At 39.4% G+C, this 13398-nt stretch carries 15 protein-coding genes and 1 tRNA gene; 5 read left to right on the top strand and 11 right to left on the bottom strand.

The window, feature by feature from the left end:
• Positions 1-40: 40 nt before the first annotated feature.
• The 11 genes from IM797_RS22030 to IM797_RS28795 all read right to left on the bottom strand — a co-directional run bounded on the left by IM797_RS22030 (position 41) and on the right by IM797_RS28795 (position 10024).
• The gene (locus IM797_RS22030; RefSeq protein ID WP_228099043.1) at positions 41-976 is read right to left on the bottom strand and encodes an alpha/beta hydrolase; all 936 of its coding nucleotides are present in this window, start codon (positions 974-976) and stop codon (positions 41-43) included.
• 80 nt (positions 977-1056) lie between these two features.
• A tRNA-Leu gene (locus IM797_RS22035) sits at positions 1057-1136 on the bottom strand.
• Between the two features lie 43 nt (positions 1137-1179).
• Entirely contained in the window at positions 1180-1479 is a 300-nt protein-coding gene (locus IM797_RS22040; protein WP_194129361.1) for a DUF3817 domain-containing protein, read from the bottom strand.
• Positions 1480-1563: 84 nt separating this feature from the next.
• Positions 1564-2109 carry a Fe-S protein assembly co-chaperone HscB gene (hscB, locus tag IM797_RS22045; protein ID WP_194129362.1) on the bottom strand — a complete coding sequence of 182 codons (546 nt, stop codon included), beginning with the start codon at positions 2107-2109 and terminating at the stop codon, positions 1564-1566.
• Between the two features lie 5 nt (positions 2110-2114).
• Positions 2115-3443: an RIP metalloprotease RseP gene (gene rseP / locus IM797_RS22050; protein ID WP_194129363.1), complete on the bottom strand. Its 1329-nt coding sequence runs from the start codon at positions 3441-3443 to the stop codon at positions 2115-2117.
• Between the two features lie 36 nt (positions 3444-3479).
• Entirely contained in the window at positions 3480-4631 is a 1152-nt protein-coding gene (locus IM797_RS22055; RefSeq protein ID WP_194129364.1) for a 1-deoxy-D-xylulose-5-phosphate reductoisomerase, read from the bottom strand.
• Positions 4628-6127, bottom strand: a complete 1500-nt coding sequence (locus tag IM797_RS22060) for a GH3 auxin-responsive promoter family protein (RefSeq protein ID WP_194129365.1) — start codon at positions 6125-6127, stop codon at positions 4628-4630. Before IM797_RS22060 ends, IM797_RS22055 begins: the two co-directional genes overlap by 4 nt.
• Positions 6128-6136: 9 nt before the next feature.
• Positions 6137-6925: a hypothetical protein gene (locus tag IM797_RS22065; RefSeq protein WP_194129366.1), complete on the bottom strand. Its 789-nt coding sequence runs from the start codon at positions 6923-6925 to the stop codon at positions 6137-6139.
• Positions 6922-7890 carry a glycosyltransferase family 2 protein gene (locus IM797_RS22070; protein ID WP_194129367.1) on the bottom strand — a complete coding sequence of 323 codons (969 nt, stop codon included), beginning with the start codon at positions 7888-7890 and terminating at the stop codon, positions 6922-6924. Before IM797_RS22070 ends, IM797_RS22065 begins: the two co-directional genes overlap by 4 nt.
• Positions 7891-7893: 3 nt before the next feature.
• Positions 7894-8844: a glycosyltransferase family 2 protein gene (locus tag IM797_RS22075; RefSeq protein ID WP_194129368.1), complete on the bottom strand. Its 951-nt coding sequence runs from the start codon at positions 8842-8844 to the stop codon at positions 7894-7896.
• A 457-nt stretch (positions 8845-9301) separates the two neighbouring features.
• On the bottom strand, positions 9302-10024 hold the full coding sequence (locus IM797_RS28795) for a LytR/AlgR family response regulator transcription factor (RefSeq protein WP_370583110.1): 723 nt from the start codon (positions 10022-10024) through the stop codon (positions 9302-9304).
• Between the two features lie 467 nt (positions 10025-10491).
• On the opposite strand from IM797_RS28795, the gene IM797_RS22085 reads away from it, so the two are divergent.
• The 5 genes from IM797_RS22085 (at position 10492) to IM797_RS22105 (ending at position 13394) form a co-directional block, all read left to right on the top strand.
• Positions 10492-10875 (top strand): hypothetical protein, encoded by a 384-nt coding sequence (locus IM797_RS22085; protein WP_194129370.1) that lies wholly within the window; start codon positions 10492-10494, stop codon positions 10873-10875.
• Positions 10876-10989: 114 nt separating this feature from the next.
• Positions 10990-11430 carry a hypothetical protein gene (locus IM797_RS22090; protein ID WP_194129371.1) on the top strand — a complete coding sequence of 147 codons (441 nt, stop codon included), beginning with the start codon at positions 10990-10992 and terminating at the stop codon, positions 11428-11430.
• Between the two features lie 237 nt (positions 11431-11667).
• A complete protein-coding gene (locus tag IM797_RS22095; protein ID WP_194129372.1) occupies positions 11668-12282 on the top strand; it encodes a TlpA disulfide reductase family protein in 615 nt (204 codons plus the stop codon).
• Between the two features lie 180 nt (positions 12283-12462).
• On the top strand, positions 12463-12792 hold the full coding sequence (locus IM797_RS22100) for a helix-turn-helix transcriptional regulator (protein ID WP_194129373.1): 330 nt from the start codon (positions 12463-12465) through the stop codon (positions 12790-12792).
• Between the two features lie 38 nt (positions 12793-12830).
• Complete coding sequence (locus IM797_RS22105; protein ID WP_194129374.1) at positions 12831-13394, top strand: DUF6428 family protein; 564 nt, start codon at positions 12831-12833, stop codon at positions 13392-13394.
• Positions 13395-13398: the final 4 nt, after the last annotated feature.

The following is a 13398-nucleotide window of genomic DNA, read 5'->3' on the forward strand; positions in this document are numbered from 1 at the left end:
AGCATAATGTCATGTCTAATATTTACTATGGAGATAAATTTCATTTCATGATTTGCTTGATGCTTTTCAAGAATTCAGACTGCTGGTCGACGAAAGGATAATGGGAACAATTGCGAATGACATAAAATTTATCTTTACCGACGATTTTTTCCAGGTCTGACAATTGTCCGGGAGAGAAAACACCATCATTAGCCCCATAAACAGCAAACAGTTTTACGCCTTTAGCTGATAAACCCTTCAAAATTGGCTTTGTGTTGATATTCACGCGGGACTCGTTCTTATAGAATAAAATTGGCGCCTGGTCATTACGGATGTTGACTTTCGAAAATTTACCATGCTCATATTCTTGATTAACCCGTATGGATTCGTCCGTGGGCTTCGGCATTTTGAAATAACCAAAACGAGAAGCAATCTCATAAGTGAGTTGGCGATATGCCGCCCCGTTTTTATCTAAGGTATGGATGTGTTTGATCTTGTTCACAGAAGCAGAATCGTTTTGAGCCAGTGCCTGCTGTGCCGCGGTGCGAAGTATGTGATCATAACTTTCCTGTTGCGCAAAAAGAGCACCTATCAGGATCATGCGCTCAACTTTCCCTGGGTATTGGTTTGTAAATAAAGTCGAAACAATTCCCCCGAAACTGTGCCCGATCAGATTTACTTTTTTCAATCCGTACTGTTTGATCAGTTGATTGAGATCATCAAAAGCCTCAGTGAAGGTCACTTTGGCTGCAGGATCTGCTGAACGACCTTCAGCTCGTCTGTCGTACACGATCACAAAGAAGCCGAGGTCAGCTAGTCTTTGCGCAGTTGTCCCCTCAAATAGCGTCGCATTCCCCCTTGGACCACCATGAATAAAAATAATCGGTGGATTCTTGCGATCTCCATAGGCTTTGGTATATAAATTCTGTGCAAATGTTGAATGTAGGCAAGTACATACCATCACTGCAACGACCGTTAGTATTTTTTTAGCAAGCATAAAATAGGGCATATGAATTCTACGTAAAAAAATGAATCGAAAACCAAAAATCCCTCTCTACTTTCGTAAAGAGGGATCTGTACCCAGCGCCGGAGTCGAACCGGCACGGTTTCCCACAGGTGTTTGAGACCAGCGCGTCTACCAATTCCGCCAGCTGGGCTTGCTTATTCAGCGGGCTGCAAATATATGAATAGAATTATAAATTACAAATTATTATTTAAATTTTCTTCTTTAAGCTTTTTATCAACCCAAAAAGGGGCAAAAGGCAGCAAAGAAGCCACACCAATCATGGCTGATTTTTTAAAACTCCATTTATACTCTGTCCAGGCCATGATCAACAATACGATGTATAACATAAACAAGAGGCCATGTGCCCAACCGGTATATTTAACCGCCAGCGGCATATCTGCCCAATATTTCAAGGGCATGGCAATAAATACCAGTACAACATAGGAAAGACCTTCAGCAACGGCTATTTTTCTAAAAATGGATAATGTGTTCATATGCTTAATTTGAATGGCAAAGATATCCAAAGCAGCGTTTCAAAAAAGCTAAACCACAGATTTTGACAAAGATATAACAGCAAATTAAAGTGCGTTGGAGCTGTGCCCCGCCTTATCGATGCTTTCGCGAATTCTCCAAAGGTATTTGTTGCGGTAATAAAGATCTTTGATGGCATCAAGTGCCTGCTCCTGCCCTGTCTTATCCTTTTCATCAAAAGAGGTTGTTAAAGCCGCTATTTTACCTGTAATGTCCGCCTCTATCTTCCCAACCTCTTTATTCAATTCCGCAAGCCGAATGGCATCCGGGTCAAACTGCAGATCCATCAAGGATTCGTTCACATCCATCATCTCCATTAAAAAGGATTGAGGGAGCACATAATGCTCCCCTTCTACCACTTTACCTTTCAATTCTAAAATATAATTCAGGCGCTTCTGCGGATCCGTCAGCACCTGATAAGCTTTATTGTTCACCGTTGAAAGTTCTAAAACCTCCGCCTGCTTTTCCGCATCCTCATTGATGTAAAAATCAGGATGGTATTTTTTACTCATTGCATAAAATTTTTGCTTTACTAGCGCAGTATCCGGATTAAAAGAAACCGGCAAATCGTAAAATGCAAAATAATCAGTCATGATCGCTAATGTTTAAAAAAGGCTTTAAAAATATCATTTCCCAGCACAAACACCATTAGCGTTAGCAGCATCACAAAACCAACGATCTGCGCCCTTTCTAAAAATTTATCACCCAGTGGCTTACCTTTGATCATTTCAACCGTCAGGAATACCACATGTCCACCATCCAATGCCGGAATCGGCAACAAGTTCATAAATGCAAGTGCAATAGAGATGAAACCTGTAGAAGCCCAGAATCTGGACCACACCCACTCGCCGCCATAAACTTTGCGGGCAATCTCTACCGGACCAGAAAACGCCTTATTCGGCTTAATTTTACCGGTAATCACTTTCCAGATTCCCTTACCATTATCGCTAAACACTTTCCATGCCTGGTGCATACCAATTGGAAGTGAAGCAAAAAGCCCGTATTTAATGGTTTCCTCTTTAATCTCATTTACATTAAAGCCCATACCGATCTTACCGGCAGTATCCACGGCAACGTTATACCTCAGGTTTTCACCTGCACGATCTACATTGAACACTACAGTTTTGGCTTTATACTTTTGCAAAGCTTCGCGGACATCCACATCATACTTCACCGGAACCTCATTGATGGCGGTAATACGGTCCCCTTTTTTCAGGCCGGCTTTCTCCGCATTGTTAAATACACTGTCAATCGTAGTACTCAATAAAGGCATGCGGTTAATGAAAGCATCAATTCCCAGATCTGAAACCTTATTTAAAATATTATCAGGCACCTTTACATCGATGGTCTTATCGCCACGAATCACTGTCAGATTGGTATTTCCCAACAATACGTTCGAACTGATCAGCTCATCAAAACGGATCACTTTATTTCCATTCACAGCAATCACACGGTCACCTTTTTGCAAACCAATTTCCTGACCTATGGTACCCGGGTTAATCCCGTTCATCACCGAACTGTTTGGAATATAATTCTCTCCATATTTAAATGTCAGCATCCAGAAAATCAAAATACCAACAATGACATTCACGATTACCCCACCTAACATCACAATCAAACGCTGCCATGCAGGTTTAGACCTGAATTCCCAGGGTTGTGCCGGTTGTTTCATTTGCTCAGTATCCATAGACTCGTCTATCATACCTGCAATTTTCACATAACCACCCAAGGGTAGCCAGCCAATGCCATACTCACAATCTCCTCTTTTAAAGCTAAACAATTTAAAGCCCCAGGCATCAAAAAACAAATAGAACTTCTCTACCTTAATTCCGAAAGCACGTGCGGCCAAAAAATGCCCCAACTCATGTAAAATTACCAATATCGATAATCCCAGAAGTAACTGGGCCGCCATAATCAATCCACTCATATTTTTATTTTATGTTCTATTTTGATCTAAAAAATTCTATTTTGTTACTAGTTGATTCGCAAATATACGGGTATGTTGGTCCGTTTCTAAATAATTATTCAGGCTGGGCTGTGCAATAAAAGTCACCTCGGACATACATTCCTCGATTACATCACTCATTTGTAAAAATCCAATCCGGTCTTCTAAAAATGCTTTCACCACTACCTCATTAGCAGCGTTGATGATACAAGGCATATTACCTCCTGCGCGCAAAGCGGTATAGGCCAATTCTAAATTTCTGAAGGTATTCAGATCTGCAGGGTAAAAATTAAGCTCAGGGTAATCCATAAAATTAAACCGCTTAAAGTCTGTCTTAATCCGATCTGGATAAGCAAAGGCATAATGTATAGGCAGGTTCATGTCTGGCAGCCCCATTTGCGCCTTCATCGAGCCATCTGTAAACTGTACCAGAGAGTGCACAATAGACTGCGGATGGACAATCACATCAATCTGATCTACCTCCAGATCAAACAGCCATTTGGCCTCAATCACCTCCAGACCTTTATTCATTAAAGAGGCCGAGTCAATGGTAATCTTGGCACCCATCACCCAATTTGGATGTTTTAAAGCTTGATGTTTAGTCACATCCTGTAAAAAGCCACGGTCTTTCCCCCTAAAAGGGCCTCCTGAGGCTGTCAGGTAAATTTTCTCTACGGATTTCGGATCTTCACCTACCAGACATTGAAAAATGGCGGAGTGTTCAGAATCCACGGGAATGATTTTTACCCCATGAGCCTTAGCCAATTGATTGATCAGATCACCTGCAACCACTAAAGTCTCCTTATTGGCCAGAGCAATGTCTTTTCCAGCTTTAATCGCTGCGACGGTAGGCCTTAAACCAACAGACCCCATTAGGGCAGTCAGCACCAGATCGACCCCAGGTAAACTTGCTGCCTCACAAAGCGCTTCCTCTCCGCACAATACAACAATTCCAGTACCTGAAAGGGCACTTTGAACCGCCTGATATTTACTTTCCTCTCCAATCACCACCATAGCCGGCTTAAAAGCCAAAGCTTGTTCTATCAGCAGGTCCGCATTATGTTGAGCAGTCAGTGCCAAAACCTTGTATAAATCAGGATTGCTCCGGATTACCGTTAAGGCCTGGGTTCCTACAGAACCCGTAGCACCTAAAATGGATATATTCTTCAATTTATAAAACTAGTTAAATCATCTGCAATCTTCCTGTCATTTGCCAGGCGGGGCACCTTATTTTGTCCGCCAAGCTTACCCTGCGATCGCATGTAACTTACAAACGCATCTTTTTGCATGGATCGTATCACCAAAGGTTGCAGTATTTTCCCTTCAATCAGGTCAAAATAATAAATATTCTTCTTTTGTAAAGCCTCATCTACCTTTTTACTAAAGGCAACCAGGTCTTCAGGCACTTCAGCAAACTCTACAAACCACTCGTGGTAAGGCAATTCACCATCAGGCGCATTCACTTGAGGCGCTACTGTAAATTCCGTGATACCAATTCCGGCTTCATTGGCTACCGACAATAAAGCATGTTCCACTTCTTCCCCAATCACATGTTCCCCGAAAGCAGAAATGAAATGTTTGATACGGCCGGTCACCAATATTTTATAGGGATCTTTAGATACAAATTTCACAGTGTCGCCAATTACGTATCCCCATAAACCAGCATTGGTATTCATCACCAGTACATAATTGTGTTCCAACTCCACTTCTCCCAGGCTTAAACGCCTTGGGTTATCAGTATAGAAGTCCTCTGCGGGGATAAACTCATAAAATATTCCCGCTTTGGCCAGCAAAAGCAAACCTTTATCCTGCTGACTGTCCTGATAGGCAATAAAGCCTTCCGATGCGGGATAAGTCTCAATCGTATCTATCTTACGGCCGATACTGGCTTCAATTTTTGCACGGTAAGGTTCGTAATTTACGCCGCCGTAAACAAAAAGCTTGAAGTTTTTAAAAATGTCTTTGATCTTCTTTCCGCCAGATTTGGCCGACAAGCGGTCAAAATACATTTGCACCCATGGCGGTATCCCTGAAATCAGGGTCATATCCTCCTGAATGGTTTCTTCCACAATTGCATCTACCTTTTCTTCCCAGTCTTCAATGCAATTGGTCTGGTAAGAAGGCAATCTGTTCTTCTGCAAATAAGCAGGAACCAAATTGGCCACAATTCCGGACAAACGACCGACATTGATACCGTTCTTTTTGCGCATTACCGGGCTTCCCTGTAAAAAGATCATTTTACCATTGATAAAATCTACATTTCCCGTTTCATGGATGTAAGTCAACAGCGCATTCCTTGCTGCTTTGATGTGCTCAGGCATAGATTCTTTAGAGATCGGGATGTATTTCACACCTGAAGTTGTCCCCGATGTTTTGGCAAAATATTGTGGTTTTCCTTTCCACATGACATCGGACTCTCCCGCTACTACACGGTCTATATAAGGCCTCAGCTCTTCATAATCTCTGACAGGAACCTGCTTTTTAAAATCAGCATAGTTTTTAATTTCTGCAAAACCATGGTCTTTACCAAAGCTCGTGCATTTTGCCGCATTGACCAGGCTTACTAAAGTATCCTGTTGCGCCTGTACCGCATTTTTTTTCCATTTGTTAATGCCTTTAACTACAAAGGCAGCAAATGGCTTACTTAATGCCGCTTTTAATCCCATAAATACCCCCTAAACTAGGTTATGAATAATGTCAGGTTCACCTTCACCTTTGTATTCGCTCATCATTTTGCGGTAAGCAATGGTTAAAGCTACGCTTGACAATGGAACGATGATGAAAGAACTCAGAATATTGATAAAGAAAGCAATGATCGGCCATTGCAAATAACTCACAAACAGGTATAGCAAATGAAAACCGCCCAATACCAGTAATAGTAAAAATATCTTGGTAAAATTACCTTTGGTCGTTGCCAGGCTAAATTTGATGGACAAAAATGGCGACAAATCTTTATCGATGATAAAGAAAGGGAAAAAGGAAATTCTGATCCAGGTAATAAAAATGGCAACAATACCTACTGAAATTGCAATATTGGTGATGATGTGCATTTGTATTCCGGTATAAATGAAGGGAAAAGCCACGAGAATCACAACCGTATAAACCCCAACAATGCAAGCTGCAAAATACAACATGGCTACTAAAAAACGGATGATGTGCTTACGGCTCGGTATTGTACTTACAATACTCACCTCATGTTCCGCATCGTCCAGCAGGTGAAAAATGTATTTAAACAACGATAAGTTGATGGTAAAATAAAACATGACAAAGAAAAATGCCATCAATATGCTCAATCCCATGTTCACGTCTTTTAAAAAGAAGGCCATCAGTCCCGAAGCATTGGAGGTGATAAACATCAAAAAGCAAAGTGTGGCAATGGAGAAGTAATTCCTCTTGGTTACCCCCCAGGCTTTACTAATCACCTCATTTACAGTAAACGTACTTTCTTTTAAAAACTCTATCATTGTTGTTTTAATACTACTCTTTTAAAAAAATCCTGCATAAAACCTAAGCCATAGGCTGTCAGTTGTATAAACGAAGCAATAATACTCAAAAATGCAACTTTTAACGATTTATTAACCTGCCAGGAGTGAAAAAATATCAACAAAAAATACAGACCCACTATAAAATTACATAAGTATGCTAATGGCCAGTAAAATAGGTTCATCAATACAGTAAAGATCATTCCACAGGTTGCTATAGCCGGAAAGAAATGAACCAGCTTCAGTTCAGCTGGAAAATGTTTGTAAATATTGATCCTCGCACGGCCAAAAAAGTGTAGCTGTTTGTAAAATTGTGCAAAACTTGTTCGCCGCTTATGAAACACTTTAGCCCCAGGAATCAATCCGATTTTAAAGCCCTGGCTATGTATGCGAATGCTGTATTCAATGTCTTCACCCAATCTCGTCAAAATGAAGCCACCTACCTTTTCCCAAACTTCCCTGGACACGCCCATGTTAAAACTACGGGGGTGAAACTGGCCGATATGTTTGGCATTTCCCCTGATCCCACCGGTGGTAAAAGGCGAAGTCATGGCATAGCTGATTGCTTTTTGCACAGGTGTAAAACTATCGTGTGCAGCATCTGGCCCTCCATAAGCATCAAGTTTATGCTCAAACAGGTAATCGCGAACAATTTCCAGGTAGTCTGCCGGAATCAGACAATCAGAATCAAAGATGACGAAATAATCACCTTTGGCGCGTTCAAAACCATAGTTACGCGTAAAACCCTGTCCTTCATTCGGTTTCACAAAATATTTAACATCCAGCTTATTGGCATATTTTTCTACTATTGCCTTCGCATCAAGGCTTGATCCGTCTTCAATTACCAATACTTCAAACTGCAAATAGGTTTGCTTTGTGAGGGTATCCAGCAACTCATCAATTTCCTGGGGACGGTTGTAAAGGGGAATAATTATCGAAAAAAACATGGATTATAAAATCTCTTTTTCTATCAGGTAATGGTTACGCTCGCTCGCATTCCGGGTAACCAGTTCAGCTACAAAACCCGTTAAAAACAACTGTGAACCTACGATGATCGCAACCAGGGACAAGTAAAATAGAGGTTGGTCTGTCACATCCCGGTAATCAATATTCATCGATATGTGGTACAATTTCACTCCGATCAGCCAAAGTGCCATAAAAGTTCCGACCAGGAAACTCAATACCCCCAGCGAACCAAAAAAGTGCATCGGTCTTTTGCCAAACTTGCCTACAAAGAAAATGGAAAGTAAATCCAGAAAACCGTTGATAAAACGGCTTAAGCCAAATTTGGTAACACCGTATTTACGTGCCCGGTGTTCAACAACCTGCTCCCCAATTTTTTTAAAGCCGGCCCATTTGGCGATTACCGGAATATACCTGTGCATTTCGCCATATACTTCTATGGTTTTCACCACATCGTTCCGGTAAGCTTTTAAACCACAGTTAAAATCATTCAACTGAATGCCCGACATGCGGCGTGTGGCCGCATTGAATAACTTGGTGGGTATGGTTTTTGTAATCGGATCGTAACGTTTCTTTTTCCAGCCGGAAATGATATCAAATTTCTCTTCTTTAACCCTCCTGAAAAGTTCAGGAATCTCATCAGGGCTATCCTGTAAATCGGCATCCATGGTAATAACTACATCACCCTGTGCCGCAGCAAACGCGACATTCAGTGCGGCTGACTTACCGTAATTTCGCCTAAACTTAATGGCTTTAACGGCCGGATATTCAGTTTTCAGCTGCTCAATTACAGCCCATGAATTGTCTGTACTACCATCATCTACAAATAAGATCTCGTATACAAAGCTATGCTCCCGCATCACCTTGACAATCCAGGTGGTTAATTCAGGAAGAGATTCGTCTTCATTATATAATGGTATAACAACAGAAATATCCATATGAGGTGATAACACTTAAAACAATTCGCAAACTTAATAAATTTTAATTGGATATATTCACCCCTTCCAATCGCAGGGAATGTCTGATTGATCTAGAAACAATTACAACAACAGCATTGCAAGAAGGCTAAGTTAAAAGCGCTAACCTCTACCTCCTCGTTTTATTTACTTACTTGATAAAGCTCTTCTAATAAGTACGATTGCTAATTCGCTTCCTGTCCTGAGCTACAAAAGAAATGTAACCTACATACTCATTTAACAGTTCAGGTAAGGTCATCTTCATCAACCAGCATATTTTTTTGGCGCTGAACAAAATTAAATCCTTGGCCAACCTAAAGGACAAAATATTCCAGTTCGCTCAAAATCGCATTTTCAAGATTTTTTTCGCTATTTATTTACACACTGCGTACACAATTGATTCCGAAAAAATCAACCCATGAGTCTTTTAGTAGCAGATTTAGTTAATGGTATTTAACTTTATGTAGGATAGTAATTGTTTTCGATAATTAGTACTCAATGAGATTTTCAGGTTTCCAACCATAGTAATTACATTATTGTCGATATGGATAAGGTAGTCTAAAGAAATTAAAAACGATCTATGCACCTGCGTGATGTATGAATAATACATTAGTTGTCTTTTCAATTCCGAAAGTGTGATGTGAGTAGTTATGGACTTGTGGATTGTAAATATTTCTAAATAATTCTTTCTACATTCTACAGCAACGATGTCTTTAATATTGATTCTGGCTAAACAATTGTGCCCTTTCACTTTTACGAAAAAGAAATCTTTTTTTTTGTTACTGGCTCCATATTCAAATAATTCGGCCGACAATCTTTCTTTTAATGTGAAAGGAGAATTTAGTATTGTACTTGAGGCAATGCATAAATCTGAATGATTGTAGAACTGGCTACGAAATGCACAATGTATATAAGTCGTTGTAAGAATGATGCTCTTAACTTTTTGTGAAGCTAGGTGTGCCAGAGATGAATCCGAAGTTATACACATAAAAGTATCAACAAATAAAACGTCTATAACTTCAGTTAATTCTATTTTTTCTGAAGCTTCAGCTATAGATGTGAAACATCCAAGTAACTGATAATTTGGCGTTAATGATATACACTCGTTTAATAGTTTTAGAATCTGAATATCTTTTCCAATGGCAATGCAATAAGTAGGCATATTTGATTTACAGAGCTTAATTTTAGCCAAAATAAACAATTTCTAATAACAATCCTGTGATTTCTAATAAAAAAGAATCTGAGTTCAATTGTAGAGCTGTAAATATCTATAACTAATGTTTATGTCCCTATATCAAGTTTATTAGTCCCAATCTGATATCATTTCATCCTTAATTTTTTTATACTAAAGCAATACAAACTAGGTTTAAAAACATCACAACAAACTGTTTATCAATTTGATAAAAAAAATACACTTTCAATTTCTATAATAAATCTAGTTGGACACCTACTTAAGGGGCATACAATACTCAACTTCCCTTTTATTGCTTTTAACCTATAAGTTTGCCGTGTAGTTAATATTTTTTAAGAAAGGGATGCATATGTAATAAAGCTCACATATTATTAGGAAAAATCCAGGATTTTATCCTTGTGAAATAGATATAAATTATAAAAATTAAATTAATAAAAATGAAATTTAAAATAACACTTTCAATTCTGCTAACGACTATTTTTCTTTTTAGCAGTATCACTACAAAAAGTTTAGCAGCAACTAATCCTTGCCATGATGCTTGCATTGTAGAATATAATGATGCATATTATGATGTAGTTTCAAATTATAGAACTGAAATCTACGAATGTTTTCCGTCAGCACCATGGGTTACCGACGTATACAACTTATGGAGTGCGGCCAATTATCAAATGCCATTACTTGAGGTCCCTGGCATCGTTGAAATAATATTATCATCTGATACTAGCGTACTAGGTTGCCTGGGAGAAGTTGAGAGCTTACATAATGGTGCATTTGAAGGCATTGCAGATGGTTTGCAACGTTGTATTGAAGATTGCCATTAGTTTATTTGCAGACCCTATTAAAAAAACAGAAACCATCATGGTCTTTCAAATCACACGGTCGAATGAGTAAGATCATGATAGCTTCATCACAGCTAAAAAACAAATTATCAACAGATGAAAAATTTATCATTTATAGCGATTGCTTTCCTAATCTTGATTACCTCCTCTTGTACTAAAGAGGAAAAAGAAAGTAACATATTATCAAGTAAAATTCCTTACCGCAAAATGTCTGCATCAGAGAAAATCTTATTCAAGAATCAATTGGCACAGAAACTAGAGGTAGACTCAAATTATATCAAGTTTGATGACAATGTACGCAAACTCGTATCTATTCGCATAGAGGCTCACAAAGCGCATAAAAAGTCTTTATCACAAAAACAGATAGTAGAATCATATACCAATATGAATTACAAAGACGAAGCGACAATGGCTAGACGTGCAGTTTTTGAGCGACTATTATTATTACATATAACAGTTCCTGAATTGAAAACGTTAGATCGTTCCGCTAGAAAAGCTGTTTTTGAATTGGCTTCGAAAAATAGAAGTATAAAATAAAACTAAACCAAATTGTCCACGCGAGCGTGGACAATTTGAAAGACTAGTCTTGAGCTTTAATATTGCGTACATCTTCAGTTAAATCGTGATTTTCCCTATTCCCGAATGAGATAAAATTACTGATTCCATCATATTCCCCATTTCAGTATACGTTTCTGATATTGGAAAAATAAAGTGGTTTTTAATGAAGTTTGTCAAATACATTTTAAAACTTGCAACTTTTTTTGCCGCTTTCCATTGATTTACAATTTATTCGCAAAAGAACATCCCGACTCTTATGTCTCACTTTACTATTTAGATCAAAACACCAAGGGCGTTCTTGCCAACTACGAAACTACCTATCCTTATTTTTCAAAGTTAAGCCCTGATGTACAGGCCACGCCACTTGGAAAGGAACTTGCAGCAAGATTACTTGCTGTGAAAGGTAAGTTGACAGGTCGGCCTTACCTCGACTTCGTGTCCACCACCCCAGAAGGTAAGCAGCTAAGTCTGAAAGAAGTGCTCAGTAAAAACAAATACACACTGGTTGACTTCTGGGCAAGCTGGTGCGGCCCCTGCAGAAAGGAAAATCCAAATGTAGTTAAGGTTTATAATGCTTTTAAGGAAAAAGGATTTACGGTTTTAAGTGTATCCCTTGATGAAGATGCAACCAAATGGAAAGCGGCAATTGAAAAAGATGGGATGCCATGGTATCATGTTTCAAGCCTGAAAGGCTGGAAAGAGCCTGCCGCCGAACTTTACGGTATTCGTGCAATTCCGCAAAATGTACTGGTAGATGCTGAAGGAAAAGTTGTAGCGACCAACCTCAGGGCAGAAACGCTGTATAAGAAGATTCAGGAGCTGACTAACTAATTGATGCAACATTTAATAAATTCACCTAAAGGGCGTATCAAAACATGATACGCCCTTTTAGGTTCTACCTTACCTGGCTAAATTTCATTTGAGAAAGCAACCACGACAGGAATAATTCCAGACATTAACCAGATAAATTTGGATATCAAATTTAAACATCGTAATATTGCGATACAAAATATGGGACTTACCAAATCAGAAATATTCACAGACGAGCAGAACCAACTTTCGCAATTGTTGAAAGCCATGGCGCATCCGGCCCGTATTGCTATTTTACAGCAAATCATATCGGCCAACGCCTGCATTTGTGGAGAATTGGTAGATGAACTTGGTCTGGCTCAAGCCACCATATCACAACATTTAAAAGAACTTAAAAACGCCGGGATTATCCAGGGTACCATAGAAGGTGTAACCGTATGTTACTGCATCAATCCGGTAACCTGGAAAGTATTGGAAACACGGCTTGGTGCATTTTTAAACTCTTTCAAAAATCCAAATACCTGCTGCTGACCTTTTTTTAACCACATCAATCGTAAAATTGCAATATTATGAATACTAAAGAATTATTAACCTGGAACACCTTTAAAAGCACTTTGGAAAAAAATCCGGATCTGACGCTTCAGTTTCAATATGCGGCAGACAAATGGGTAGATGCTTCCTATCACATTACCGAAATTAAACAGGCACCTATTGTTTCCGTAGACTGCGGAGGTGTAATGAATACCTGGACTGAAATTATTGTGCAGCTTTGGGAACCTGCCATTAAAGAAACAGACAGGGCCATGCAGGTCAGCAAAGCGCTTAAGATCATCAGCCTGGTTGAGAAATCGTTTCCACTAAACCCGATTGCTGTGGTTAAAATAGAATTTGGGAACTCCCAATTTGACACCCGTCAAATGTATCCGGGGGATTTCCTTAAAGATGGTGATCAATTGATTGTAAATCTGAATCCGGATTTCACCCAGTGTAAGGCCATCAACAGAGGTGAAAGCTGCGGTACAACCGAAACAGGTGAAGCATGCTGCACAACAGAACCAGAAAAACCAAAATTAGTGATGATGAATTTGGCTGGGGATGGCAATACCTGCACGCCAGGATCAGGTTGCTGCTAATTAC

It is taken from the genome of Pedobacter sp. MC2016-24, from assembly GCF_015223055.1.
Lineage (GTDB): Bacteria > Bacteroidota > Bacteroidia > Sphingobacteriales > Sphingobacteriaceae > Pedobacter.

Excerpts from the sequence above, each read along its gene's own strand:
- IM797_RS22085 (WP_194129370.1), top strand. The coding sequence starts at position 10,492 with ATGAAATTTAAAATAACACTTTCAATTCTGCTAACGACTATTTTTCTT.
- IM797_RS22075 (WP_194129368.1), bottom strand. The coding sequence starts at position 8,844 with ATGGATATTTCTGTTGTTATACCATTATATAATGAAGACGAATCTCTT.
- IM797_RS22065 (WP_194129366.1), bottom strand. The coding sequence starts at position 6,925 with ATGATAGAGTTTTTAAAAGAAAGTACGTTTACTGTAAATGAGGTGATT.
- IM797_RS22070 (WP_194129367.1), bottom strand. The coding sequence starts at position 7,890 with ATGTTTTTTTCGATAATTATTCCCCTTTACAACCGTCCCCAGGAAATT.
- rseP (WP_194129363.1), bottom strand. The coding sequence starts at position 3,443 with ATGAGTGGATTGATTATGGCGGCCCAGTTACTTCTGGGATTATCGATA.
- IM797_RS28795 (WP_370583110.1), bottom strand. The coding sequence starts at position 10,024 with ATGCCTACTTATTGCATTGCCATTGGAAAAGATATTCAGATTCTAAAA.
- IM797_RS22100 (WP_194129373.1), top strand. The coding sequence starts at position 12,463 with ATGGGACTTACCAAATCAGAAATATTCACAGACGAGCAGAACCAACTT.
- IM797_RS22040 (WP_194129361.1), bottom strand. The coding sequence starts at position 1,479 with ATGAACACATTATCCATTTTTAGAAAAATAGCCGTTGCTGAAGGTCTT.
- IM797_RS22030 (WP_228099043.1), bottom strand. The coding sequence starts at position 976 with ATGCTTGCTAAAAAAATACTAACGGTCGTTGCAGTGATGGTATGTACT.
- hscB (WP_194129362.1), bottom strand. The coding sequence starts at position 2,109 with ATGACTGATTATTTTGCATTTTACGATTTGCCGGTTTCTTTTAATCCG.
- IM797_RS22090 (WP_194129371.1), top strand. The coding sequence starts at position 10,990 with ATGAAAAATTTATCATTTATAGCGATTGCTTTCCTAATCTTGATTACC.
- IM797_RS22105 (WP_194129374.1), top strand. The coding sequence starts at position 12,831 with ATGAATACTAAAGAATTATTAACCTGGAACACCTTTAAAAGCACTTTG.
- IM797_RS22060 (WP_194129365.1), bottom strand. The coding sequence starts at position 6,127 with ATGGGATTAAAAGCGGCATTAAGTAAGCCATTTGCTGCCTTTGTAGTT.